Source organism: Pseudonocardia alni (genome assembly GCF_002813375.1).
GTDB classification, from domain to species: Bacteria; Actinomycetota; Actinomycetes; order Mycobacteriales; family Pseudonocardiaceae; genus Pseudonocardia; species Pseudonocardia alni.
On sequence record NZ_PHUJ01000003.1, the window covers coordinates 5,038,828 to 5,063,217 of the forward strand.

Consider the following 24,390-nt stretch of genomic DNA (forward strand, 5'->3'; position numbering starts at 1 on the left):
ATGTTCCCCCAGCGGCAGTACATCTCCAAGCGGAGTCTCTACCTGAATCCGGACGCCTGACCTGCGGTTTCTCCGACTGGCATCCCGCGGTTACACATCCGGTACGTGACCGCCCGACCCGGATCGTCGCGGAACCGCACCGACGGTGTCGACGGGCGTCCGGGTGCGGTGCAGGGCCCGGCCACTCGCGTGCGCAGGTGCGTGGACCGAGGGCCGCCGGGTGGACGGGAGCTCGGCCGGCCCGTCGGTGGGCCGGGTGTGATCGCCACGGTGGAGGTACCGGTGCACCTCTGCGCCGCGCCCGGGGAGAAGTGCGGATCCTGCCCCCACCCACCCCGGGCGACGACGACGTCCCCGTCGATCAGCACAGGAGTGCTGTGCGCGCCCCACGCGAGCGCGCTCAGGTACTGATCGACAGGCGACCGGCCGGCCACGCGGCGGGCCTGAACCGGGGGGCGGGCTCAGGTCCGCTGCAGCTCCAGCACCGGGATGGTCCGCTTCGTCGAGCGCTGGTACTCGCCGAACTGCGGCTCCAGTGTGACCTGGCGGGCGTAGACCTCGTCCCGCTCGGGACCGGTGACCTCCCGCACCCGCACGGGCAGGGTCTCGGTGCCCAGCTCGACGCGGGTGTCGGGGTTCGCCAGGAGGTTGTGGTACCAGTCCGGGTTGGTGTCGGCGCCGCCCTTGCTGGCGAAGATGAAGATCCGCTCGCCGTCGAGGAGCGGGACCAGGGGTGCGATCCGCTCGGTGCCGGACCGGGCTCCCGTGTGGTGCACCAGCACGAGCGGCTTGCCCTCGAACATGCCGCCCGCCCGTCCTCCGGTCGCCCGGAACTCCTCGATCACGGCGCGGTTCATCGCCGCCATGTCGAACGGGGCCGACGCGTCACTCATCTCGTGCTCCTCCCACGGGTGTCCGGCGCCGTCCGGCACCGCTCCGGTCAACCTCGCCCCGTCGTCGGCCATTCCGGCGGGCCGCAACCCGATCGACGGACCCGGCCGCGTCGGGTACCCGGGACCCGTGGAGGCCGTCGAGTTCGAGCGTGTGTCCGACGCGCTCGTGTCCCGGTTCCACCGCGAGGCGTCCGACGCGGACGGGCCGCCGGTCCACCGGCGGCCCGACCGGGTCGTGTGGCGCCGGTGGCTCGACGGTGCCGGCCGGTGCGTCGTCGACGGCGAGGGCCCGCCGGACGGGTGGCCGACCGGCGCACGGCCCCGGGAGACCCGGGCACCGCTACCCGGCCGCCTCCATGGCCACGTCGCTCCCGCGCCACTCCGCCGCCAGCTCCTCCAGCGGCACCCCGAGCGCCTCGCCCAGGCACACGATCGTCCCGAACCCGGGCGACGGCAGCCGTCCGGTCTCGAGCTTGCGCAGCGTCTCGGGGGAGATGCCGGCCGCCCGCGCGACGTCGACCGGGTCGCGGTCGCCCCGGGCCCGGCGCAGCAGCGCGCCGAGACGGCGGCCGGCCTCGATCTGCTCGGGCGTGAGGGGCTGACGGACCATGCATCGAGCGTAGGGTCGGTATTACTGTACCGGCAAGCCGTGACGGTCCGGTATAGTAATACCGTGATCGAACTGAAGACACCGGCCGAGATCGACCGGATGCACACGACCGGCAGGTTCGTCGCCGAGGTGCTCACCGAGGTCGGCCGGATCGCCGACGTCGGCGTGAACCTCCTCGACATCGAGCAGCACGTGCGCGGCATGATCGCCGAACGCGGCGCCGAGTCCTGCTACTGGGACTACGCCCCGTCCTTCGGGCGCGGCCCGTTCCGCAACGTCATCTGTCTGTCGGTCAACGACGCCGTGCTGCACGGGCTCCCGCACGACTACGTCCTGCGCGACGGCGACGTCCTCAGCGCCGACATCGCCGTCAGCATCGACGGCTGGGTCGCCGACTCCGCCCGGACGGTCGTCGTCGGCACCACGGCCGACGAGGGCGACCTGCGCGTCATCCGGGCCACCGAGGACGCCCTGGAGGCCGCGATCGACGCGGCCCGGCCGGGCAACCGGCTCGGCGACATCTCCGCCGCCATCGGCGGGGTCGCCCGCGACTACGCCTACCCGGTCAACACCGAGTTCGGCGGGCACGACCTCGGCCGCACCATGCACGGCGACATCCACATCCCGAACGCCGGGCGGGCCGGCCGCGGCCTGACCCTGCGCCCGGGGCTGACCCTCGCACTCGAGCCCTGGTTCGCCCGGACCACCGACGAGATCGTGTTCGACCCGGACGGCTGGACGATCCGATCCGCCGACGGCTCGCGCACGGCGCATTCCGAGCACACCGTCGCGATCACCGAGGACGGTCCCATGGTGCTGACCCGCCGCGGGCAGGACTGACCGGTCCGTGCGTGTCACCCTCGACGCCCTGACTGTGCCGGTCCCGCCGGCCGACGCCGAGCGGACCCGGGCCTTCTACCGTTCCCGTCCGGCGGGCCGCGGCCCCGCCGACGCCGACGAGCTGCGCGCGGTCCGGGCCGCGGCCGGCACGCCACCGCCCGCGGTGCCGCCCGCGTTGGGGGACACCGCCGTCGCCGACGGCCGGCGGGTGCCGGTGCGGATCTGCCGCCCGCCGGGCACGGCGCGCGGGGTGCTCCTGCAGATCCACGGCGGCGGCTCCTACCTGGGCTCGGCCGCGCGGGACGACGTCGGGAACCGGGCGCTGTCCGAGGCGCTCGGCGTCGCGGTCGTCGCTGTCGACCACCGGCTCGCCCCGGAGCACCCCTGGCCCGCCGCCCCCGACGACTGCGCGACCGCAGCACTGTGGCTGCTCGACCGGGCGCCGGAGCTGTTCGGCACCGACCGGGTCGCGTTCACGGGCGTCTCCGCCGGGGCCACCCTGGCCGTGACGACGCTGCTGCGGTTGCGCGACCGCGGTCTGGCCGATCGGGTCGCCGGGGCCGATCTGCGGTACGGCACCTACGACCTGAGCGCCCGCACCCCGGCCGGTCGCCGCATCGCCGGCGAGTACTTCCTGCGCGCCCACGCCGGCCACGTCGCCGACCGGACCGTCCCGGACCTCTCCCCGGTGTTCGCCGACCTCACCGGCCTGCCGCCGCTGCTGATGACGGTCGGTACCGACGACGTGTTGCTGGAGGACGACCTCGCGATGGCCGCCCGGCTCGCGACGGCCGGGGCCGAGGTCGACCTGCGCGTCCACCCGGGCGTCCCGCACGGCTTCGCCGGGCACGACACCCCGGTCGCCGCGACCGCGCTGCGGTACGCACGGGACTGGCTGTCCGCCCGGATCGACGGCGCGTCCCCGCCGCCCGGCGTGTGGCGACCCGACCCCGCACACCGTGCCCCGACCTCGCAGCCATTGCGGGGGCTGCGAGGTCCGGGAAGCCTCTGCGAGGTGCGACGCCGCGACCCGACCGATCACGGTGAGTCATGCAACGCGTGTTCCCGGTCTACGGAAAGTGAGCCCGGTGGGCGGACGTGAACCACCGTCCGCGACATCGATCTTCCTGCGGCACACGAGAGACGGGGACGCAGTGCCTGCGACCCGTCTCCGCGCGTTACCACCATATGAACTCCGACGACCTGACCGTGCCCATCCTCGACCCCGCCCAGCTCGCCGAGCTGCGCCGCAGTACCGACCCGGCCCCCGCCGCGGCGCCACCGAACGCCGCGGCCTGGCTGCTGATGACGGTGCTGGGACTCGGCATCGTCGTGACGATGCTGGTGCTCGTCGTCGCCTGGAGCTGAGCACGGCCCGGTCGGGATCTTGTGCCACGCGTCACAAGGGAGAAGAGTCGGCCCCGGTCCGCGTCTTCGACGAAGCAGGAGCGTGACAGCAGTGACGACCGGGACGACAGCGCAGCCGACGGCGATCGAGAATCCCTATTACACCCACGAGTTCCACGGCGACTACGACCTGATCAGCCTGGGGGAGTTCGCGCTGGAGGAGGGCGGGGTGATCCCCGACCTGCAGCTCGCGGTGGCCACCTTCGGCACGCTGAACGCGGCGAAGGACAACGCGATCCTCGTGACGACCTGGTACTCGGGCACGCACCAGATCTTCCGCGACGTCTACATCGGCCCGGACCACGCGCTGAACCCGGAGCGGTACTTCATCGTCGTGGTCAACCAGATCGGCAACGGTCTGTCGACCAGCCCGCACAACGCCTCGGGTGCCAACGCGGGCATCGCGATGTCGAACTTCCCGCACGTCCGCATCGGCGACGACGTCCGTGCCCAGGAGCAGCTCCTGCGCGAGCACTACGGGATCGACCGGCTCGCGCTGGTCGTCGGGGGGTCGATGGGCGCGCAGCAGACCTACGAGTGGATGGTCCGGTTCCCGCAGAAGGTGCGCCGCGCCGCGCCGATCGCCGGGACCGCGCAGAACACCCCGCACGACTTCCTCTACACGCAGGCCCTGGTCGAGGCGATCACCTCCGACCCCGGCTTCGCCGGCGGCAACTACCGCAGCAACACCGAGGTCGAGGCCGGGCTGAAGCGGCACGCCGGCATCTGGGCGGTGATGGGGTTCTCCACCGAGTTCTGGAAGCAGGAGGTGTGGCGCGCCCTGGAGTTCGAGTCCCGCGAGGCGTTCATGGCCGGCTTCCTGGAGCCGTACTTCACCGCGATGGACCCCAACGACCTGCTGTGCATGGCGTGGAAGTGGCAACGGGGCGACGTCGCCCGTCACACCGGCGGCGACCTCGCCGAGGCGCTCGGGCGCAACGAGTCCGTCGCCCGGGTCATCCCGATCAACGAGGACATGTTCTTCCCGGTCCGTGACCACGAGGCCGAGCTGGAGCTGACCCCGCACGCGACGATCCGCGTCGTCGACGACCTGCTCGGGCACCTCGCCCTGTTCGGCGTCGCGCCCACCTACATGCCGCAGATCGACCAGTACCTGCAGGAGCTGCTCGACAGCCCGGCGTGACCGCGGGCCCGGACCGTCCCCGACCCGCCCGTTCGGGGACGGTCCGGCGCACTCCGGGCACATTCGTGGCAGATACTGCCAATAAATCGTAGGCTGGGGATCACCACCACGACCCCAGGAGTGTCGATGACCCTCGCCACCGAGCGTCCCCGCCTGCCGTTCACCCGACCGAACCTGCTCGACCTCGCGCCGTTCTACGAGGTCCTGCGCCGCGAGGCGCCGATCGCGCCGGTGACCACCCCGGCCGGGGACCCGGCCTGGCTGGTGACCCGGTTCGCCGAGGTCCGCGAGCTGCTCGGGGACAAGCGGTTCGGCCGGTCGCACCCGGAGCCGGAGAAGGCGTCGAGGATCAGCACCGCCGCCGTCCAGGACGGGCCGACCGGCACCTACGAGAACGAGGCGGAGGAGCACGGCCGGATGCGCCGGCTGCTCACCCCGGCCTTCTCCGCCAAGCGGATGCGGACGCTGTCCGGGCACGTGCAGGACCTCGTCGACGGCTACGTCGACGCGATGGTCGCCGAGCACGACGCCGCGGGCCCGGATGCCACCGTGGACCTGCACGCCCACCTCGCCTTCCCGCTGCCCGTGGCGGTCATCTGCTCGCTGCTCGGCGTCCCCGAGTCCGACGGCGAGTACTTCCGCGCCCTGTCCGACCGGATGGCGACCTTCTCCGGGGAGGACGCCCACGTCGCCCGCGAGGAGTTCGGCCGCTACATGGCCGGGCTCGCCGAGGGCAAGCGCGCCGAGCCGGGCGAGGACGTCATCACCGACCTCGTGCAGGCCCAGGCCGAGGACCCCGGGTTCGGCTACCCGGAGATGGTCCGGCTCTGTGTCGGGCTGTTGTTCGCCGGCCACGAGACCACGGTGAACCGGATCGGGCTCGGCATCCTGTTCCTGATGACCAACCGCGACGAGTGGGACAGGCTCGCCGCGGACCCGGACGGCCGGGTCGACGCCGTCATCGAGGAGGTCATGCGCCTCGGCGCGCCCGGCGACCTGGGGCTGCTGCGCTACGCCCACGACGACGTGGAGATCGCCGGGGTCACGATCGCGCGCGGCGACGCGGTGATCCTCTCGGTCAACGCCGCCAACCGCGACGTCGACGTCTTCGACCACGCCGAGACCTTCGACCCCGACCGCACCGAGCGCGGGCACGTCGGCTTCGGCCACGGGCCGCACTTCTGCATCGGCGCGAGCCTGGCCCGCACCGAGCTGCGCGCGGTGTTCGCGACGCTCGCCCGCCGGCTTCCCGGGCTGGACCTCGCCGTCGGCATGGACGAGCTCGACGTGCGCACCGACCACATCACCGGCGGCGTCCGCAGCCTGCCGGTCCGCTGGTGAGGGAGGGGAGCGCGATGAAGGTCGAGGTCGACCAGCACGCGTGCGTCGGCTCGGGGCAGTGCCTGCTCACCGCCCCGGACGTGTTCGACCAGCGCGACTCCGACGCCGTCGTCGAGCTGCTCACCGACACCCCGCCGGACGGCCAGGAGCAGGCCGTGCGCAACGCGGCGCGCGGCTGCCCGGCGTCGGCGATCACCGTCGTCGACGGCTGAGCGAGCGATGAGTCCGGGACGCCTCCGCGGTCGACCCCGGTGTACGACGCACCGACGACCGTGGAGGCACCTCCCGTGCGCACCCTCGCGATCACCCAGAACATCACCCTCGACGGCGCCGTCGAGTTCCTCGGCGACTGGTTCGACCCGAGCGCCGGGTCCGGAGGTGACGACGGCGGCGACATGCTGGCCGAGCTGCACCGCCAGGACGCCGCGTCCGACGCGACCCTGCTCGGCCGTCGCACGTTCTGCGACTTCCGCGGCTTCTGGCCCGCGCAGACCGACGACGCCACCGGCATCACCGACTACCTGAACCAGGTCGACAAGTACGTGGTGTCCTCCACGCTGACCGACCCGGAGTGGCAGAACTCCACGATCCTGTCCGGGGACCCGGTGGCCGAGGTGGCGGCGCTCAAGGAGCAGCCGGGCACCGACATCGTGCTGACCGGCAGCATCACGCTCTGCCACACGCTCATCGCCGCCGGGCTCGTCGACGAGTTCCGGCTCTTCCACCACCCCGTGGTCCAGGGTGCCGGCCGGCGGCTGTTCCCCGACGGCTGGAACGCCGAGGGGCTACGGCTCCTCGACGCCCGCTCGTTCGGCGGCGGGATCGTCTACACCGCTCACGCGCCGCGCTGATCGGCGCTCAGGTCGCCGTCTCCTCCCGGGCGGCGGCCCGCTCGACCCGGTGCCGCACGTACCGCGACACCAACAGCCCGCCCACGACGGCGACGAGCAGCCCGATCCAGGAGAACCGCTTCAGCCAGGTCTCGGCGACGATGCCGAGCAGGTAGATCAGCGCGACCGTGCCGCCCGCCCACAGCACCGCACCGGTGGCGTTCGCCGCGAGGAACGCGGGATAGCGCATCTTCATCGTCCCGGCCAGCGGCCCGGCCAGGATCCGCAGGATCGCCACGAAGCGGCCGAACAGCACCGCCCACACCCCGTGCCGGTCGAAGATGCGGCGGGCGACGGTGAGGTGGGCCGGGCCGAGGTGCTTCGGGAAGCGACGGCCGAGCCGGTCGAGCAGGCCGGTGCCGTAGCGGCGCCCGACCGAGTAGCCGATCGAGTCACCGACGATCGCACCCGCCGTCGCCGACGCCGCGACGGCGACCGGGTCGATGTGGGACCCCGGGCGCGCGGCCAGCAGCGCCGCGCCGACCAGCACGATCTCGCCGGGGAGCGGGACCCCGATGCTCTCCACCCCGACCACACCCGCGCACAGGAAGTAGATCGCGAGCGGGGGGATCGCCATCAGGAGCATGTCGACGTGCACCACTCCATCATGCACACGTTCCGGTGGTGCGGTGACGGCCCGGTGCGGGCATCATGCGCGGGCGTGAGCACACCGCTGGAGCAGGTCTTCCTGGCCGCCCACGACGACCTGCCCCGTGAGGCGCCGGGATCGGAGGAGACGACGGCGCTGCTGCTGCGGCTGGCCGGTGACCTGCCCGAGCGGCCGCGGATCGTCGACATCGGCTGCGGGACGGGCCCCTCGACGCTCCCGCTGGCCGCGGCGACCGGTGGTGAGGTCGTCGCCGTCGATCTGCACGAGCCCTTCCTCCGGCGGCTGCGGACCCGCGCCGCGACGTCCGGGCTGGGGGAGCGGGTGCGTCCGCTCGTCGCGGCGATGGACGACCTCCCGCTGCCCGACGGCGAGGCCGACCTCGTCTGGTCCGAGGGAGCGGCCTACATCATGGGGTTCGACGCCGCGCTGGCCGGCTGGCGGCGCCTGCTCGCCCCGGGCGGTGTGCTGGTCCTCACCGAGGCCGAGTGGACGACCACCGAGCCGTCGCCCGGCGCGCGGGAGTTCTGGGACAGGAGCTACCCGGGGATGCGGACGACCGCGGAGAACGTCGCCGCCGCGGAGCGCGCCGGGTACACGGTGCAGGCGGTCTACCTGCTCCCCGACTCCGACTGGGACGCCTACTACCGGCCGCTGGCCTGCCGGATCGCGACCCTGCGGGAGGATGGCGTCGACCCGGCGGCGCTGGACGAGGTGGGCGACGAGATCGCCGTGCGGGAACGGTTCGGCGCCGAGTACGGCTACACCGGCTACGTCCTGCGTCCGCGCTGACCCGGCGTCCCGACGTGGTCGTGCGCCCCCGCACCGACGACGACCTGCCGGGCTGCGTCGCGGTACTGCGTGCCGTGCACGCCGCCGACCGTTACCCGTCGACCTGGCCGGCCGACCCGGCGGCGTTCCTCTCCCCGCCGGGACTGGTCACCGCACTGGTCGTCACGGTGGGGGAGCGGGTCACCGGGCACGCCGCGCTCGTCGCCGACGATGTCGACGGCGCGGGCGACTCCGGTGCGCTGCGGCTGACCCGGGTGTTCGTCGACCCGGCGGTCCGTCGTGCCGGGCACGCCCGCGCCCTGCTGGCCGGCGTCGCCACCGCGCTCGCGGCCCGCGGCCGCGACGGGGTGCTCGATGTCGTCGAGTCCGTCCCGGCCGAACGCCTCTACCGGGCGGCCGGCTGGGTCCGCACCGGGGCCGCGCCCGCCGGATGGCGCTTCCCGGACGGTCGCGAGCCGGCCGCCGCGCTCTACCGGCTGCCGATCACGCAGCGCCGAACGGGTGACGACGCAGTGCAATAGTCGACCATCGGTCACGCTGTGCTGCGCCGATCGGGCTACGGTGATCCTCGTGATCGAGGTCCCCACCCCGACGGTGGCCGGTCTGCTGCTCCGCGCGGTGCCGCAGCCCGTCCGCCGGGACGCCCACGCCGCGATGCACACCCTCGCCCCGTGGGGCGCGGTGTCGGCGCAGCTCGTGCAGGACTCCGGCGGCGGCGTCGCCGACCACGACGTGCACGTCGACGGCGACCTGGTCCACATCCCGTTCCGGACGTCGTTCCCCTGGCCGTCGTCGGCCGTACTGGCCCGGATGGGCACGCGCCGCCGCGCCGTCGTCGCCGCGTGGATGTCGCGCAGCGAGAACGCCGGGCACCGCCAGCGCGCCGTGCGCGACCTGCTCTGCGTGCACGAGGCGTGGGTGGTGCCGTTCGTCGTCGCCCCCTGCGGGGAGTACGTCCACGAGATCGGCGCCGACGTCGACCGGTTCGTCCGCACCGAGCTGGGCCGCCACCCCGCGCTCCGGCACGCCTACGCCCGCTTCGTGCGGGACAACCCGCGCTTCCTGGCCACCACGCGGCACCGCGCCGTGACCTTCCGCCACCTGGACCACCGGTGGCCGCACCGGGGCGACCCGGACCGGACCTACCCGCAGCTCGCGGCACTCGACGCGCTGTGCGCCCTCGCCTATCGGGGAGGTCAGGACTACCCGGGGGACCCGGCGCCGCCGCGGGTCACCGCGGCGGCGTCCTGATCGCTCAGGCGGACGGGGCCGCCGCCGTGACCTCCGCGGTGCCGCGGTCCAGCACCACCTCGCCGTCGACGGCGGTCCGGAACGCGACCGTGCCGTCGCCGGTGTCCCACACGGAGACGGTCAGGGACTGCCCGGGCACGACCGGCCGGGTGAACCGGGCGTCCATCGCGACGAGGCGACGGGCGTCGCCGTCGCAGACGGTCGCGACCAGCGCACGCGTGGTGAACCCGTAGGTGCACATGCCGTGCAGGATCGGCCGGTCGAAACCGCCCTTCGCGGCGAACTGCGGGTCGCTGTGCAGCGGGTTGCGGTCCCCGGTCAGCCGGTACAGCAGGGCCTGGCCGGGCGTGGTCCGGTAGGTCACCTCGTGGTCGGGTGCGCGGTCGGGGACGGGGCTCGGCGCGCTGTCACCGCGGGTGCCGCCGAAGCCGCCCTCGCCGCCGAGGAACAACGTCTTCGTGCTGGTCAGCACCGGCTCGCCGGTGCCGGCGTCGACGGCCTCGGCCTCCGTGCGCACCAGCGCCCCGGACCCCTTGTCGAGCACCTCGGTGACCGTCGCGGTCACCCGGACCCGCCCCTCCACCGGCAGCGGGCCGACCACCCGGAACGCCTGCTCGGCGTGCACGACGCGCGAGGCGTCCACGTCACCGAGGTCGACCTTCGCGCCCGCCGTGACGATCTCCGCGAACGACGGCAGCACCGCCGTCCGCACGCCCCCGGTGTTCTCCGTGGTCAGCGACAGCTCGGCGGTGGGGTCCTCACCCCCCGCGCCGACGGCGACCGCGTAGAGGAGCACGTCGTCCCGTGCCCACGCGAAGCTGACCGGTTCGCACTGCGTGCCCTCGAGATCGGGCGCCAGGGGCATGGGGAGTCTCCTTCGACGATCCACCGTGAGGCGGAAACCTATCCCGCCCGGTGCCCGCCGCCCAAGCCCCCGGTGCCCGGCTGACACACTGTCGAGGTCAATCGTGGTCGTGAAGGGAAGAGTGTGGTGACGGCATCACCGGAGGCGGTCGAGCTGGCGAAGGTGGCTGCGGCCGCCGCGGCCGACAAGAAGGCCGTCGACATCGTCGCGCTCGACGTGTCCGACCAGCTCGCGCTGACCGACTGCTTCGTGCTGGCGTCGGCGGCCAACGAGCGTCAGGTCCAGGCCATCGTCGACGAGGTCGAGGAGAAGCTGCGCGAGCGCGGTAGCAAGCCGACCCGGCGCGAGGGCGACAAGGACAACGGCTGGGTCCTGCTGGACTTCAACGACATCGTCGTGCACGTCATGCACACCGAGCAGCGCGGCTTCTACGGCCTGGACCGGCTCTGGAAGGACTGCCCGGCGATCGAGGTGCCCGACCCCCAGGGCGCCCCGGACGGCACTGCATGACGCTGCGCCGGGTCACCCTGCTGCGGCACGGGCAGACCGAGTACAACTCCGTCGGCCGGATGCAGGGACACCTGGACACCCGGCTGACCGACGCCGGGCGCGCGCAGGCCGCGGCCGTCGCGCCGCGGCTCGCGCAGGAGCGGTTCGACCGGATCATCACCTCGGACCTGACCCGCGCCCACGACACCGCGACCGCCGTGGCCGAGGCCGTCGGGCTGCCGCTGTCGGTGGACAAGCGGCTGCGGGAGACCCACCTCGGGGACTGGCAGGGGCGCACCATCGCCGAGATCGGTGCCGACGACCCGGGCGCGATCGCCGAGTGGCGGTCCGACCCGCGGTTCACCCCGCCCGGTGGGGAGTCCCGGGTCGACGTCGTCGTCCGGTCGCTGCCGGTCGTCGAGGAGCTGGACCTCGAGTACGCCGCCGACCCGGAGGAGCGCTCCGTGCTGCTCGTCGCGCACGGCGGCATGATCGCCGGGATGGTGTGCGGGCTGCTCGACCTGCCGCAGTCGTCCTGGCCGGTGATCGGCGGGCTGGGCAACACCCGCTGGGCCGTCGTCGCCCGTCGTGACGACCACCCCCGCTGGCGCCTGTCGGGGTACAACATCGGTGCCTGACCTGCTGGTCGTCGGGGACTCGCTGGCCTTCCACGGCCCCGAGCGGCCCTGCCCGGCCGACGAGCCCAGGCTGTGGCCCAACATCGCCGCCGCCCGGCTCGGGGGCCGCGCCGAGATCGTCGCGCGTGCCGGGTGGACCGCCCGGCACGCCTGGTCGGCGATCACCGGGGACCCGCGGGTGTGGGCGGCGCTGCCGCGGGTCGGAGCGGTCGTGCTCGGGGTGTCCGGGATGGACTCGCTGCCGTCTCCGCTGCCGACCGCGCTGCGCGAGCTGATCCCGGTACTGCGGCCCGCCCCGCTGCGCCACGCGGCCCGCAGCGCCTACCGGCGCGCCCAGCCGCGGCTGGCCCCGGCACTGGCGCGGCTGCCCGGCGGGGGACCGGCGACCCTGCCGCCCCGCCTCACCGCCGCCTACCTGGAACGCTGCCGCGCCGGGGTGCACGCGCTGCGCCCCGGGCTGCCGGTGGTGGCGCTGGCACCGTCGGTGCACCGCGCCGCCGACTACGGCCTGGCCCACCCGCACCGCGCCGCCACCGACGCCGCGATCCACCGCTGGGCGGCCGGCGCCCCGGCGGTGACGGTGCTCGACGTGCCCGCCCTGGTCGGCGAGCACGTCCTCGGTGGACACGGCAACCCCGACGGGCTGCACTGGGGCTGGGCGGGCCACGCCGCCGTCGGAGAGGCGCTGGCCGGGCTCCTCGCGGCCGTGGGGGACCGGCCGTGACCCTGCTCGGCATCGACCTGGGCACCACCTCGGTCAAGGCCGCGGTGTTCACCGGCGACGGCGTCCGGGTCGCCGCGGCCCGGGCCGCCCATCCCACCGCGCGGCCCGCACCCGGGCACGCCGAGCAGGACCCGCACGACTGGTGGTCCGGGCTCACCGAGGTGGTCGGCGCGCTCGGCCCGGCACTGGCCGGGGTGACGGCGGTCGGGGTGTGCGCCCAGATCAACACCCATCTGTTCGTCGACGACGACGGTGCCCCCGTGCACCCGGCGATCACCTGGCAGGACGGCCGGTGCGGCCCGGTCGCGGCGGCACTGACCGAGCGGCTCATCCCCGCCGACCGGGCCCGGGTCCGGGGCGGGCTGGGCACCGTCGACGCCTCGCACGCGGCCGCCCGCGCCGCCTGGCTCGCCGCGCACCGGCCCGACGCGTGGGCCCGCGCACGGAGGCTGCTCGCCCCCAAGGACTGGCTGCTCGAACGGCTCATCGGCACCGCCGTGGCCGACCCGTTGTCCTCGACCGGGCTCCTCGGCCCCGACGGCCGGTACCCGGACTGGCTCGACCTGCTCGTCCCCGGGCTGCGCGCGATGCCGGCGCCCCTGGCCGACCCCGCGTCGGTCGCGGGGAAGACCACCGGTGCGGGCGGGCTCCCGGCCGGGCTGCCCGTCGCCGTCGGGACGATGGACGCCTGGGCGGCGCTGCTCGGCGGCGGGATCGCCGCCCCCGGCGACGCGATCGACATCGCGGGCACCTCGGAGGTCCTGGCCCTCGCCGCGACGCCCGGCGGCGGTGCCCCGGGCATCGTCACGTTCCCGTCGTGGCGCGGCCTGCACGTGCACGCCGGGCCCACCCAGGCCGGCGGCGACGCCCTGACCTGGGCGTCCGCGGTGCTCGGCGTCGCACCGGGCGAGCTGCTGGACCGCGCCGCCTGCGCCGACCCGGGCCAGGTCCTGTTCCTGCCCCAGCTCGCCGGGGAACGGGCCCCGCTGTGGGACCCGGACCTGCGAGGGCACTGGCTCGGCGCGGGCTTCGCCACCGGGTCCGCCGAGCTGGGCCGCGCCGTGCTGGAGGGCGTCGCGCACGCCGCCCGGCACGTCCTGGGGCCGCTGGAGGCCGCCGCCGGCCGTCGCGCCGACACGATCGCCGCCTGCGGCGGTGGTGCGGCGAGCGACCTCTGGTGCCAGATCAAGGCCGACGTGCTGGACCGGCCGCTGCGCCGCACCGCCGAGCGCGACGCCGGCGTGCTCGGTGCCGCGATGCTCGCCGCGCTCGCGACCGGCGACGCCGCCTCGGTCGACGAGCTCGCCGGGCGCATGGTGCGGGTCGACCGGGAGTTCACCCCCGACCCGCGCACCCGCGGCCGCCTCGACGACGCGCACGGCCGCTACCTCGCCGCGCAGCGGGCACTGGCACCGCTGTTCCGCCCGACGGGTGGATAGGGTCCGGCCGTGCCCCCCTCGCCGGTCGCCGTGGTCACCGACTCCACCGCCCACCTGCCGCCCGGCGTCGCGGAACGGCGGGGCATCCACGTCGTCCCGCTGGAGGTGCGGCTCGGCGAGCGCACCGCCCGGGACGGTGTCGACGTCTCCGCCGCCGAGCTGATCACCGCCCTCGCCGACCGCACCCTGCTGGTGCAGACCTCGCGCCCGACCCCGGCCGCGTTCGCCGAGCGCTTCACCGCCCTGCTCGACGACGGCGCCCCCGCCGTCGTGGCCGTGCACCTGTCCCGGGAGCTGTCCGGCACCTGGGACGCGGCCCGGCTCGCCGCACAGGCGGTCGCCCCGGACCGGATCCGGGTCGTCGACTCCGGCGCCATCGCGATGGGTCTGGGCTTCGCCGTGCTGGCCGCCGCCGACGCCGCCGGGGCAGGTGAGGCCCCGGAGGAGGTCGAGGCCGTGGCCGGTGCCGTCGCCGCACGGGCACGGGTCCTGTTCGCGGTGCAGGACCTGGAACGGCTGCGCCGTGGCGGGCGGATCGGTGCCGCGTCCGCGCTGGTGGGCACGGCCCTGTCGGTCAAGCCGATCCTGCACCTGCGCGACGGCCGGATCGCGCCGCTGGAGAAGGTGCGGACGACCTCGCGCGCGACCGAACGGCTCGTCGCGCTCGCGGTCTCCGCGGCGGGCCCGGGGGCGCACGTCGCCGTGCACCACCTCGGTGCCGAGGACCGGGCCGAGGACATCGCCGATCGGCTGCGCGAACAGCTGCCCGACGCCGCCGGGATGCACGTCTCCGAGGTCGGCGCGGTGATCGGGGCGCACGCGGGACCGGGGCTGGTGGGGGTCGTGGTGGTGCCGGCGGGCTGACCGCCTCGTCGAGGGGGCCGGCTCCGGCCGCCCTGCCACGGGCCGACGGGCCCCGCCGGTGTGTAGCACGGACCGCCGACGATCCGGCACCGTGACGGCCCACGGGATGCCGTCGGTCCCCAAGCGACGGATCCGTCCACAGGCCGGACACCGGCCGGTCGGAACGGGTGTCACGGACCTAGCGTCGGATGCGTGACCAGGACCGACACCGCCCTCGACCCGGCCCGGCGGCTCGCCGGGATCGGGAGGCGCGGGCGGCCGGACACGGTCGCGGACCGGCTCGATCCCCCGACGGTCCCGTTGCCCGCGCTGCCGGTGCCTCCCGGCCCGGCCGGGTCACGCCCCGGACGACCGCCCGCACCCGGGCCACTCCCGCCGCACGATGTCAGCGGTGCCGTTCCGCCGGGTCCGATGCGGCCCGCCTCCCGACACGACACCCCGCACCGTGCGACACCTGTCCGGCACGCCGACCCCGACGCCTCGCACGGTGCGGGACCGGAGTGGCCCGCCGACCCGCAGGACGCGAGGCCGGTGTGGACCGCCGACCCCGACGCCGGCCACCCCCTGGCCCTGCTGGCCCGGGACGACCCCGCCCCGCCCGAGGAGACCCTCGCCGACGACGGCCCGCACGGCGGACGCCCCTCCTGGCTGCGCCGCCGGGCCCAGCGGTGGCTGCCGTCGTCGCTGGCCGGGGCGCGGGTCGACCCGGGCCGCCCCGGTGCGCTCGCGCTGGTGGCGGTGGTGCTCGTCGGTGCGCTCGTCGCCGGGGTGGGTGTGTGGCTCGACCGCCCCACCGTGCAGCCCGTCGGCGGCCTCCCCGAGGTGACGGCGGTGCCCGGCGGGGCGGCGGCCGGGGAGACGGACCGGTCGGCGGACGCGGGCGCACCGGCACCCGCCGCGGCGGCCCCGGTCACCGCGGGGCCGCTCGTCGTCAGCGTCGTCGGGCGGGTCGTCCGGCCCGGCCTCGTCCGGGTGCCCGACGGGTCGCGCGTCGCCGACGCCCTCGACGCCGCGGGTGGCCCGCTGCCCGAGGTCGACCTCAGCGTGCTCAACCTGGCGCGGCGGCTCGGGGACGGCGAGCAGATCGCGGTCGGCGTCCCACCGGCCGCCGACGCCGCCCCGGTCCTGCCCGCCCCGGGCTCCGAGCCCGCGTCGGGCACCGAACCGGGCGCGGCCGCCGCCCCCGCCCCGCCCGGCGCCCCCGGCGGGAAGATCGACCTGAACACCGCGACCGCGTCCGACCTCGACGCCCTGCCCGGCGTCGGCCCGGTCACCGCGAAGAAGATCATCGACTGGCGCAATGCCAACGGGCGCTTCAGCCGGGTCGAGCAGCTGCGGGAGATCGACGGCATCGGCGAGCGCCGCTTCGCCCAGCTCCAGGAACTGGTGCGGGTGTGACCCGCGCCGGAGCCCGCCGGGCCGACCCGGTCCACGGGGAGCACGACGACGAGCACGAGGGGCAGGCCGAGCGTCCCGCCCCACCCGACCTGCGCCTCGTCCCCGCCGCGCTCGCCACGTGGGCCGCCGTCCTCGCCGGACTGCTCGGCGGCACCGCGGGTGGGATCACCGCCGCCGCCCTCGCCGCGCTCGCCCTGCCGGTCGCGCTGCTCCGCGCCCGGACCAGCGCCCGTGCCGCGGCACCGTCCTCGATCGTGCTCGCCGCGGCCGGGTGCGCGCTCGTCGCGGCCGTCCTGGTCACCGTCCACGCGGCCGCGCTGGCGTCGCACCCGCTGCGGGCACCCGCCGACCGCGGCGCCGCCGCCGAGGTCCGCGTCCGGCTCACCGACGACCCCCGGGTCCTGCGCAGCACCACCGGTGGTGGCGACGAGTCCGGCGCCGCCCGGGCGATGGCGCTGGTACCCACCGAGCTCGTCACGGCCACCGTCGGCGGGGACCGGGCGACCACCGGCGGGAAGCTCCTGCTCCTGGCCCCGGCGGCGAGCTGGACCGGGCTGCTCCCCGGCCAGGAGGTCTCCGCCGCCGGGCTGCTCATGCCCGCACAGCGCCCCGACCTCACGGTCGCCGTGCTGACGGTCCGGGGTGCGCCGCAGGACGTGACCGCGCCGCCCTGGTGGCAGACCGGGGCCGGGGCGCTGCGCGACGGCCTGCGCGACGCGGCGGTCTCCGCGCTGCCCGAGGCACCCGCGGGACTGCTGCCCGGGCTCGCGATCGGGGACACCCGCGCCCAGCTCGCCGAGACCGAGCAGGACTTCCGCACCGCCGGGCTCGCGCATCTCACCGCCGTCTCCGGGGCCAACGTCGCGATCATCACCGGGGCGGTGCTGCTCCTCCTGCGCCTGTTCCGGACCGACCCGCGGATCGCGGCCGCGGCGGCGATGCTCGTCCTGGTCGGGTTCGTCGTGCTGGCCCGGCCGTCACCGTCGGTACTGCGGGCGGCGGTCATGGGCGGGGTGGTGCTGATCGCGTTCGCGGCCGGCCGGGCCCGGTCGGCGGTGCCCGCGCTGGCGGTGGCCGTGCTCGGCCTGCTGCTGGCCGCCCCCGCCCTGGCCGTCGACGCCGGGTTCGTGCTCTCCGTCGTCGCCACCGGTGCACTGGTCCTGCTCGGCCCGGGCTGGACGGCGGCGTTGCGACGGCGCGGGCTGCCGTCCGGACCGGCCGAGGCACTGGTCGTCCCGGTCGCCGCGGCCCTGGCCACCGCGCCGGTGATCGCCGGGCTCAACGGGGGAGTCGGGCTGGTCACCGTGGTGGCGAACCTGCTCGCGGCGCCCGCCGTCGCCCCCGCGACGGTGCTGGGCGTGCTCGGTGCGGTGCTGTCCGCGGTGAGCCCGGCCGCCGCATGGTGCTGCGCCTGGTTGGCGGGACCGTTCGTGTGGTGGCTGGTGGTGGTCGGGGACCGGGCCGCCGCGGTGCCCGGTGCCACCGTGCCGTGGCCCGCGGGGGCGGGCGGCGCGCTGCTGCTCACCGGGGTGCTGGTCGTGCTGCTGGCGATGGGCCGGGTGCCCCGGCTGCGGGCGCTGTTGCTGGCCCTGCTGGTCGGGCTGCTCGTCGTCCTCGTCCCGACCCGGTTCGCACCGCCCGGATGGCCGCCCGCCGGGTGGCGGATGGTGGCCTGCGACGTCGGTCAGGGCGACGCGCTCGTCCTCGCCACCGGTACCCCCGGGCACGCCGTCCTGGTCGACACCGGGCCGACCGACGACGCCGTCGACACCTGCCTGGACCGGCTCGGCGTCCGGGTCCTGGAGCTCGTGGTGATCACCCATTTCCACGCCGACCACGACGGCGGACTCGCCGGCGCGCTGCGTGGCCGCGCCGCGGGCGGCATCGCCGTCGGGCCGGTACGGGAACCGGCGTCCGGGCTGCGTGACATCACCCGGCGTGCCGAGGAGGCCGGTGCCCCGGTGGTGGGGCTCGCGCGCGGGATGGCGCTGGGCTGGCCGGAGCTGCGCCTGCAGGTCCTCGGTCCGGTCCACCCGCCCCTGACGGTCGACGGCAGCGACGGGACGGCGGTCAACGACATCTCGCTGCTGCTGCGCGCGACCACCCCGGCCGCGACGATCCTGCTGACCGGCGACGCCGAGCTGGTCGCCCAGGACGACCTGCTCGACTCCGGGGCCGACCTGCGAGCGGACGTGCTGAAGATGCCCCACCACGGGTCCCGCAAGGTGGTCCCGCGGCTGATCACGGCCGTCGCGCCGCGGGCGGCGGTGATCAGCGTCGGCAACGGCAACAGCTACCGGCACCCCAACGCGGAGCTGGTGGACCGGCTCGCCGGGGCGGGGATCGTCGTCGCACGCACCGACCGGTCCGGCGACCTGGCCCTGACCGGCGACGACCCGGCCGGGCTGACGGTGGTCGCGCGGGGCGACCCCCGTCCGGCGCCCGGCCGGCGGGGCCGGTCAGCCCCGGTTCGCCAGCGCCTCGCGGACCGCGGCGGACGTCGACGGCACGGTCGCCGTCGGGCCGACCTCGCCGGAGACGGCGTCGAGGGTCTTGAGGCCGTCTCCGGTGATCATGAGGACGGTCTCGGCGTCGGGGTCGAGCGCCCCGGCCTCGAGCAGCTTCCTGGTGGTCGCGATGGTGACCCCGCCCGCGGTCTCGGCGAACACGCCCTCGGTGCGGGCCAGGAGCCGGATGCCGGCGACGACCTCCTCGTCGGACACGTGTCCCACCGAGCCGCCGGTGCGGCGCACCGAGTCGAGGACGTACGGGCCGTCGGCCGGGTTCCCGATCGCCAGCGAGCGCGCGATGGTGTCCGGCTTCTGCGGCTGGATCACGTCGTGGCCGGCCTCGAAGGCCCGCGCGACCGGCGAGCAGCCGGTGGCCTGGGCGCCGAACACGGTGTACGGGGTGGGCTCGACCAGACCCAGGGTGCCGAGCTCGGTGAACCCCTTGTCGATCTTGGTGAGCTGGGAGCCGGACGCCACCGGGACCACGACCTGCTGCGGGAGCCGCCAGCCGAGCTGCTCGGCGACCTCGTAGCCCAGGGTCTTCGAGCCCTCGGCGTAGTACGGCCGGACGTTGACGTTCACGAACGCCCAGTCCTCGTGCTCGGCGGCCAGCTCGGTGGCGAGCCGGTTGACGTCGTCGTAGTTGCCGTCGACGGCGAGCAGGGTGCCGCCGTAGACGGCGGTGGTGACGATCTTCGCCTGCTCCAGCGAGGACGGGATCAGCACGACCGAGTCCCAGCCGGCGCGGGCGGCCGCGGCGGCGACGGCGTTGGCCAGGTTGCCCGTCGAGGGGCAGCACAGCACCGAGAAGCCGAGCTCACGGGCGGCGGCGAGCGCGACGGCGACGACGCGGTCCTTGAACGAGTGCGTCGGGTTTCCCGTGTCGTCCTTGATCCAGATCTTGCGGACGCCGAGCGCGCGGGCCAGGTTGTCGGCCTCGATCAGCCGGGTCAGGCCGGGCTCGGTGTTCGCGTGCTGCTCGACGGTCGACGGGACCGGCAGCAGGTCCTTGTAGCGCCAGATCGACTTCGGCCCGGCCTCGATGGAGGCGCGGGTGACCGTCGGGAACTCGTAGGCGACCTCGAGGGGGCCGAAACAGCGCGGGCACGCGAACTCCGCGGCGAGCGGGATCTCGTGGCGGCACTCGCGGCACGCGAGAGCGCGCGCGGAACCGAGGTCGTGGGCGGAGGTGGTTTCGGGCGCAGCAGTGAGAGTCACGAGATCTCCTCATCTGTCCCGCCGGACGTGGCGGGCCGGAATTGGCACCGTGTTCGTCGACGTCCTCGCCACGCGGAACGCGCAGGTCTGGGCGGATCGTCGTGCGACGCCGGTTGCCGGGGCTTCAACGGGCCGTTCCCTCTGCCCCTCTGGATGAGCCATATGCGGTTGTGGTGCTCCGGACGCCGGGCGCCGGAATCGACGACGACCGTACGCGAGCGGGCTGCCCCACCGCCAGACGGCGTCCTCCGGTCGGGACGCGGCTCACCCGTTGTCGGAGGTGTGGGCCACCATGGGGGTGTGAGCAGCACGAGCGAACCGGGGCCGCTGCAGCTGGTCGTCGGGGACGAGGAGTTCCTGGCCGAGCGGGCGGTGTCCGACCTGGTCCGGCGCGCACGGCAGCGCGATCCGGAGACCGAGCTGCGCCGCTTCCGCACCTCCGAGGTGGCACCCGGCGAGCTCGCCGGGCACCTCAGCCCCTCGCTCTTCGCGGAGGGCAGGGTGATCGTGCTCACCCACGGTCAGGACGCGAACAAGGACATGACCGCCGCCATCGCCGACTACGTGAAGGACCCGGCCGACGGGATCGTGCTCGTGGTCCAGCACGCCGGTGGGGCGAAGGGCAAGGCGGTCCTGGACCTGATGCGCAAGGCCGGGGCGCACACCGTGACCTGCAACCGCATCACCCGCGCCGACGAGCGGTCGGACTTCGTGCGCGACGAGGTCCGCCGCCACGGCGGCACGATCACGCCCGGGGCGCTCGCGGTGCTGGTCGAGGCGGTCGGGTCGGACCTGCGGGAGCTGGCGGCCGCGGCCGCGCAGCTCGTCGCGGACACCGGCGGCGCCGTGGACGAGGCCGGGGTGCGGCGCTACCACCGTGGCCGGGCCGAGTCCTCGGGCTTCGCGGTGGCCGACGCGGCGGTCGCGGGGGACCGGCGGGCGGCGATGGAGGCGCTGCGGTGGGCGCTGGTGCTCGGTGTCCCGCACGTGCTGATCGCCGACGCGCTCGCGGACTCGGTGCGCACCCTGGCCAAGGTCGGCTCGGCCGGGCGGGGCGACCCGAACCGGCTGGCCGGGGAGCTGGGCATGCCGCCCTGGAAGATCCGCAAGGCCCAGCAGACGGTCCGGCAGTGGCGCCCGGAGCAGCTCGGCGTCGCCATCGCGGCGACGGCGCGGGTGAACGCCGACGTCAAGGGCGTCGCCGCGGACGCGGGGTACGCATTGGAGCGGGCCGTGCTGGCCGTCGTGTCCGCGCGCACCCCGCGCTGACCCGGCCGGACCACCGAGCGCTCCGACAGCGCCGCCCCGGGGGACCCGGGAGCGACAACGGTGCCGCCCCGCGGGACCCGGGAGCGGCGACGGTGCCGCCCCGCTCGGCCCCGGGGACACCGGCCGTGCCGGGCCGCCCGGGGTCCGGAAACACGACGACGGCGCCGCCCGGGTGGGGCGGCGCCGTCGTCGGAAGAACCGGGGTGGCTCAGGCCTGGACGTCGTTGAGACGCTTGGCCAGGGCCGACTTGCGGTTGGCCGCCTGGTTCCGGTGGATGACGCCCTTGCCGGCCGCCTTGTCGAGGGCCTTGGCCGCCTTGCGCTGCAGCTCCACGACGTTGTCGGCGCCGGAGTCGGCGGCCTCGCGGAAGTGGCGGATCGCGGTCTTGACCGACGACTTCACCGACTTGTTGCGCTGCCGGCGCTTCTCGTTGGTCTTGACTCGCTTGATCTGCGACTTGATGTTGGCCACGTCTGCCTCTGGTCTTCCTGCCTGCTGGTCGGCTGGTGAGTGTTCTCGTCCGGGTCCGCTCCGGCGGCACCGAACAGCATCACTGGAGAGAGGGTCCAGGCCGTTTCGGGCGAGCACGCCGAGCGCTCGACGCACAAGGTTACCAGCGGCGTCGTCGCGCCCTGTGCCGGGTCACCAGACGCGGTAGGGCAGGAACTTCCCGTTGAGGGTGATCACGGCCCGGTCGCCCTTGGGGTCGGGCACCCGCTGCAGGTCCAGCTCGAAGTCGATGGCCGAGACGATGCCGTCGCCGAACTCCTCGCGGACCAGCTCCGAGATCGTCGTTCCGTACACCTGGACCATCTCCGAGAGCCGGTAGACCAGTGGGTCGGTGAGGTCCACCGCGGCCGCGCCGCGGACCGGCGGGAGGGTGAGCGCGTCGACGACGTCGGGGTCCAGGTCGAGCAGCGAACCCGCGGTCTCGGCCTGCTCGCGGGTCAGCGTCTGCTGTCCGAGCAGGGCCGAGGTGGACCACTCGACCGGGTGGCCCAACGCCTCGGCGATCTTGTCCCAGGTGAGGCCCAGCTTCTTCTTGCGGGCCAGTACGACGCGGGCGGCGCCCAGTCGGTCGAGCGGGGGGACGGGGGTGACCGACACGGTGACTCCTCCGGGTGGGGGTGGCGTACCCGTTCGATCGTCCGCGATCGGCGGGCGTGCGGCAACGCCGGGACGCGCCGCGTGAACGGCGTGTGACGATCTGCGGTGCCACCACGGCGGTCGCCCGGCCCGACATGGGACGATGGGACCCAGTGCCCCGAGCCCCGAGTGCCCTGAGCACCCGAAGTGCCCGAAGCCCCACGCATGAGCGAAAGCCGAGTACAGCCGAGTGACGACGTACGCCGACCGCACGTTCACCCCGCCGGAGCGCATCCGGAACTTCTGCATCATCGCCCACATCGACCACGGGAAGTCCACCCTGGCCGACCGGATGCTGCAGGTCACGGGGGTGCTGAGCGATCGCGACGCCCGGGCCCAGTACCTGGACCGGATGGACATCGAGCGCGAGCGCGGCATCACGATCAAGGCGCAGAACGTCCGACTGCCGTGGACCGCGAAGAACGCCGACGGCGTCGAGACCGAGCACGTCCTGCACCTGATCGACACCCCCGGCCACGTCGACTTCACCTACGAGGTCTCCCGAGCGCTCGAGGCGTGCGAGGGCGCGATCCTGCTGGTCGACGCCGCGCAGGGGATCGAGGCGCAGACCCTGGCCAACCTGTACCTGGCCATGGAGAAGGACCTGCACATCATCCCGGTCCTGAACAAGATCGACCTGCCCGCCGCGGACCCGGAGCGCTACGCCGCGGAGATCGCGCACATCACCGGCTGCGAGCCGGAGGACGTGCTGCGTTGCAGCGCCAAGACCGGTGAGGGCGTGGAGGCGGTGCTCGACGCCGTCATCGCGCAGGTCCCCGCCCCGGTCGGCGACGCCGACGCCCCCGCCCGCGCGATGATCTTCGACTCGGTCTACGACACCTACCGCGGCGTCGTCACCTACATCCGGGTCGTCGACGGGAAGCTCTCCCCGCGCGAGAAGATCAAGATGATGTCCACCGGTGCCGAGCACGAGCTGCTCGAGATCGGCATCGTCTCCCCGGAGCCCAAGCCGTCCGCCGGCCTGGGGGTCGGCGAGGTCGGCTACCTCATCACCGGGGTGAAGGACGTCCGCCAGTCCAAGGTCGGCGACACCGTCACGTCCAAGCGCAACGGGGCCACCGCGCCACTGACCGGCTACCGCGAGCCGCAGCCGATGGTCTACTCCGGGCTCTACCCGATCGACGGCTCGCAGTACCCCGACCTGCGCGAGGCGCTGGACAAGCTGCAGCTCAACGACGCCGCGCTCACCTACGAGCCCGAGACCTCGGCCGCGCTCGGCTTCGGCTTCCGCTGCGGCTTCCTCGGCCTGCTGCACCTGGAGATCACCCGCGAGCGGCTCGAGCGCGAGTTCGACCTCGACCTGATCTCCACCGCACCCAACGTCGTCTACCAGGTCACCACCGACGACGGCGAGGAGATCGAGGTGACCAACCCCAGCGACTGGCCGGTGGGCAAGGTCGCCGAGGTCCGCGAGCCGATCACCAAGATCACCATCCTGGCGCCGTCGGAGTTCGTCGGCACCATCATGGAGCTCTGCCAGAGCCGGCGCGGCCAGCTCGGCGGGATGGACTACCTGTCCGAGACCCGCGTCGAGCTGCGCTACACGATGCCGCTCGGCGAGATCATCTTCGACTTCTTCGACAACCTGAAGTCCCGCACGCGCGGCTACGCCAGCCTCGACTACGAGGAGGCCGGCGAGCAGGTGGCCGACCTGGTGAAGGTCGACATCCTGCTGCAGGGCGAGGCCGTCGACGCGTTCTCCGCGATCGTGCACAAGGAGTCGGCGTACTCCTACGGCACCTCGATGGCGACCAAGCTGCGCGAGCTCATCCCGCGCCAGCAGTTCGAGGTGCCGATCCAGGCCGCCGTCGGCGCCCGGATCATCGCCCGCGAGACGATCCGCGCGATCCGCAAGGACGTCCTCGCCAAGTGTTACGGCGGCGACATCTCCCGCAAGCGCAAGCTGCTGGAGAAGCAGAAGGAGGGCAAGAAGCGGATGAAGACGATCGGCCGCGTCGAGGTCCCGCAGGAGGCCTTCGTCGCCGCGCTGTCCACCGGTGGCGGGACGGCCACCGAGAAGCCCAAGAAGTAGC

At 74.6% G+C, this 24,390-nt stretch carries 25 protein-coding genes, 1 pseudogene and 1 riboswitch; of the genes and pseudogenes, 19 read left to right on the plus strand and 7 right to left on the minus strand.

Translation table 11 applies throughout. The annotated features are described in order from the left end of the window. Positions 1-461: 461 nt before the first annotated feature. Both ATL51_RS24775 and ATL51_RS24780 read right to left on the minus strand, forming a co-directional pair. Complete coding sequence (locus ATL51_RS24775; protein ID WP_301549176.1) at positions 462-893, minus strand: nitroreductase/quinone reductase family protein; 432 nt, start codon at positions 891-893, stop codon at positions 462-464. Positions 894-1,233: 340 nt separating this feature from the next. After that, positions 1,234-1,503 (minus strand): helix-turn-helix domain-containing protein, encoded by a 270-nt coding sequence (locus ATL51_RS24780; protein ID WP_073578031.1) that lies wholly within the window; start codon positions 1,501-1,503, stop codon positions 1,234-1,236. A 63-nt stretch (positions 1,504-1,566) separates the two neighbouring features. Between ATL51_RS24780 and map the strand changes: the two genes are divergently transcribed. The 7 genes from map (at position 1,567) to ATL51_RS24815 (ending at position 7,086) form a co-directional block, all read left to right on the plus strand. After that, positions 1,567-2,343: a type I methionyl aminopeptidase gene (gene map, locus ATL51_RS24785; RefSeq protein ID WP_100880093.1), complete on the plus strand. Its 777-nt coding sequence runs from the start codon at positions 1,567-1,569 to the stop codon at positions 2,341-2,343. A gap of 7 nt (positions 2,344-2,350) precedes the next feature. Then, on the plus strand, positions 2,351-3,445 hold the full coding sequence (locus ATL51_RS24790) for an alpha/beta hydrolase (protein WP_100880094.1): 1,095 nt from the start codon (positions 2,351-2,353) through the stop codon (positions 3,443-3,445). An 86-nt stretch (positions 3,446-3,531) separates the two neighbouring features. After that, positions 3,532-3,711 (plus strand): hypothetical protein, encoded by a 180-nt coding sequence (locus ATL51_RS24795; protein ID WP_073578029.1) that lies wholly within the window; start codon positions 3,532-3,534, stop codon positions 3,709-3,711. A gap of 82 nt (positions 3,712-3,793) precedes the next feature. Beyond that, positions 3,794-4,894 carry an alpha/beta fold hydrolase gene (locus tag ATL51_RS24800; RefSeq protein ID WP_301549177.1) on the plus strand — a complete coding sequence of 367 codons (1,101 nt, stop codon included), beginning with the start codon at positions 3,794-3,796 and terminating at the stop codon, positions 4,892-4,894. Between the two features lie 126 nt (positions 4,895-5,020). Next, positions 5,021-6,235, plus strand: coding sequence for a cytochrome P450 (locus ATL51_RS24805; protein ID WP_100880928.1), 1,215 nt, complete (start codon positions 5,021-5,023; stop codon positions 6,233-6,235). 14 nt (positions 6,236-6,249) lie between these two features. After that, positions 6,250-6,447, plus strand: coding sequence for a ferredoxin (locus tag ATL51_RS24810; protein WP_062404434.1), 198 nt, complete (start codon positions 6,250-6,252; stop codon positions 6,445-6,447). Between the two features lie 75 nt (positions 6,448-6,522). Continuing rightward, positions 6,523-7,086: a dihydrofolate reductase family protein gene (locus ATL51_RS24815; RefSeq protein ID WP_100880929.1), complete on the plus strand. Its 564-nt coding sequence runs from the start codon at positions 6,523-6,525 to the stop codon at positions 7,084-7,086. 7 nt (positions 7,087-7,093) lie between these two features. On the opposite strand, the gene ATL51_RS24820 is transcribed toward ATL51_RS24815, so the two are convergent. After that, complete coding sequence (locus tag ATL51_RS24820) at positions 7,094-7,723, minus strand: DedA family protein (protein WP_073578247.1); 630 nt, start codon at positions 7,721-7,723, stop codon at positions 7,094-7,096. A gap of 63 nt (positions 7,724-7,786) precedes the next feature. On the opposite strand from ATL51_RS24820, the gene ATL51_RS24825 reads away from it, so the two are divergent. The 3 genes from ATL51_RS24825 to ATL51_RS24835 are packed head-to-tail and all read left to right on the plus strand — an operon-like array spanning position 7,787 to position 9,775. Further along, positions 7,787-8,524, plus strand: coding sequence for a class I SAM-dependent methyltransferase (locus ATL51_RS24825; RefSeq protein ID WP_073578028.1), 738 nt, complete (start codon positions 7,787-7,789; stop codon positions 8,522-8,524). Between the two features lie 14 nt (positions 8,525-8,538). Beyond that, positions 8,539-9,045, plus strand: coding sequence for a GNAT family N-acetyltransferase (locus ATL51_RS24830; RefSeq protein WP_157818510.1), 507 nt, complete (start codon positions 8,539-8,541; stop codon positions 9,043-9,045). Between the two features lie 49 nt (positions 9,046-9,094). Next, the gene (locus tag ATL51_RS24835) at positions 9,095-9,775 is read left to right on the plus strand and encodes a hypothetical protein (RefSeq protein ID WP_157818511.1); all 681 of its coding nucleotides are present in this window, start codon (positions 9,095-9,097) and stop codon (positions 9,773-9,775) included. A 4-nt stretch (positions 9,776-9,779) separates the two neighbouring features. On the opposite strand, the gene ATL51_RS24840 is transcribed toward ATL51_RS24835, so the two are convergent. Beyond that, positions 9,780-10,640 carry a MaoC family dehydratase gene (locus ATL51_RS24840; protein ID WP_100880096.1) on the minus strand — a complete coding sequence of 287 codons (861 nt, stop codon included), beginning with the start codon at positions 10,638-10,640 and terminating at the stop codon, positions 9,780-9,782. A 126-nt stretch (positions 10,641-10,766) separates the two neighbouring features. Here ATL51_RS24840 and rsfS point away from each other — a divergent pair, with 126 nt between their 5' ends. The 7 genes and pseudogenes from rsfS to ATL51_RS29955 all read left to right on the plus strand — a co-directional run. Then, positions 10,767-11,150, plus strand: a complete 384-nt coding sequence (gene rsfS, locus ATL51_RS24845) for a ribosome silencing factor (RefSeq protein ID WP_073578246.1) — start codon at positions 10,767-10,769, stop codon at positions 11,148-11,150. Beyond that, entirely contained in the window at positions 11,147-11,767 is a 621-nt protein-coding gene (locus ATL51_RS24850) for a histidine phosphatase family protein (protein WP_100880097.1), read from the plus strand. The genes rsfS and ATL51_RS24850 overlap by 4 nt, the downstream gene beginning before the upstream one ends. After that, positions 11,760-12,491 (plus strand): diglucosylglycerate octanoyltransferase, encoded by a 732-nt coding sequence (octT, locus tag ATL51_RS28460; protein WP_157818512.1) that lies wholly within the window; start codon positions 11,760-11,762, stop codon positions 12,489-12,491. Before ATL51_RS24850 ends, octT begins: the two co-directional genes overlap by 8 nt. Then, the gene (locus ATL51_RS24855; RefSeq protein ID WP_167410047.1) at positions 12,488-13,930 is read left to right on the plus strand and encodes a xylulokinase; all 1,443 of its coding nucleotides are present in this window, start codon (positions 12,488-12,490) and stop codon (positions 13,928-13,930) included. The genes octT and ATL51_RS24855 overlap by 4 nt, the downstream gene beginning before the upstream one ends. A 9-nt stretch (positions 13,931-13,939) precedes the next feature. Continuing rightward, positions 13,940-14,794 (plus strand): DegV family protein, encoded by an 855-nt coding sequence (locus ATL51_RS24860; protein WP_100880099.1) that lies wholly within the window; start codon positions 13,940-13,942, stop codon positions 14,792-14,794. Between the two features lie 531 nt (positions 14,795-15,325). Beyond that, the gene (locus ATL51_RS24865; RefSeq protein WP_301549178.1) at positions 15,326-16,192 is read left to right on the plus strand and encodes a helix-hairpin-helix domain-containing protein; all 867 of its coding nucleotides are present in this window, start codon (positions 15,326-15,328) and stop codon (positions 16,190-16,192) included. A gap of 593 nt (positions 16,193-16,785) precedes the next feature. Continuing rightward, positions 16,786-18,411: pseudogene (locus tag ATL51_RS29955) on the plus strand (ComEC/Rec2 family competence protein); the annotation flags it as partial. 240 nt (positions 18,412-18,651) lie between these two features. On the opposite strand, the gene thrC reads toward ATL51_RS29955, so the two are convergent. Further along, a complete protein-coding gene (gene thrC, locus ATL51_RS24875) occupies positions 18,652-19,920 on the minus strand; it encodes a threonine synthase (RefSeq protein ID WP_100880101.1) in 1,269 nt (422 codons plus the stop codon). Positions 19,921-19,926: 6 nt separating this feature from the next. After that, positions 19,927-20,080, minus strand: a riboswitch (SAM riboswitch). Positions 20,081-20,220: 140 nt separating this feature from the next. Here thrC and holA point away from each other — a divergent pair. Continuing rightward, entirely contained in the window at positions 20,221-21,189 is a 969-nt protein-coding gene (gene holA / locus ATL51_RS24880) for a DNA polymerase III subunit delta (protein ID WP_301549276.1), read from the plus strand. 208 nt (positions 21,190-21,397) lie between these two features. Here the strand turns inward: holA and rpsT are convergent, their stop codons facing one another. Together rpsT and cynS are read right to left on the minus strand one after the other, a co-directional pair. Continuing rightward, positions 21,398-21,661: a 30S ribosomal protein S20 gene (gene rpsT / locus ATL51_RS24885; protein ID WP_062401442.1), complete on the minus strand. Its 264-nt coding sequence runs from the start codon at positions 21,659-21,661 to the stop codon at positions 21,398-21,400. Positions 21,662-21,832: 171 nt separating this feature from the next. Continuing rightward, on the minus strand, positions 21,833-22,297 hold the full coding sequence (gene cynS / locus ATL51_RS29605) for a cyanase (protein ID WP_253068178.1): 465 nt from the start codon (positions 22,295-22,297) through the stop codon (positions 21,833-21,835). A 229-nt stretch (positions 22,298-22,526) separates the two neighbouring features. Here cynS and lepA point away from each other — a divergent pair, with 229 nt between their 5' ends. After that, positions 22,527-24,389 (plus strand): translation elongation factor 4, encoded by a 1,863-nt coding sequence (gene lepA / locus ATL51_RS24895; RefSeq protein WP_073578017.1) that lies wholly within the window; start codon positions 22,527-22,529, stop codon positions 24,387-24,389. The last annotated feature ends 1 nt before the right edge of the window (position 24,390 follow it).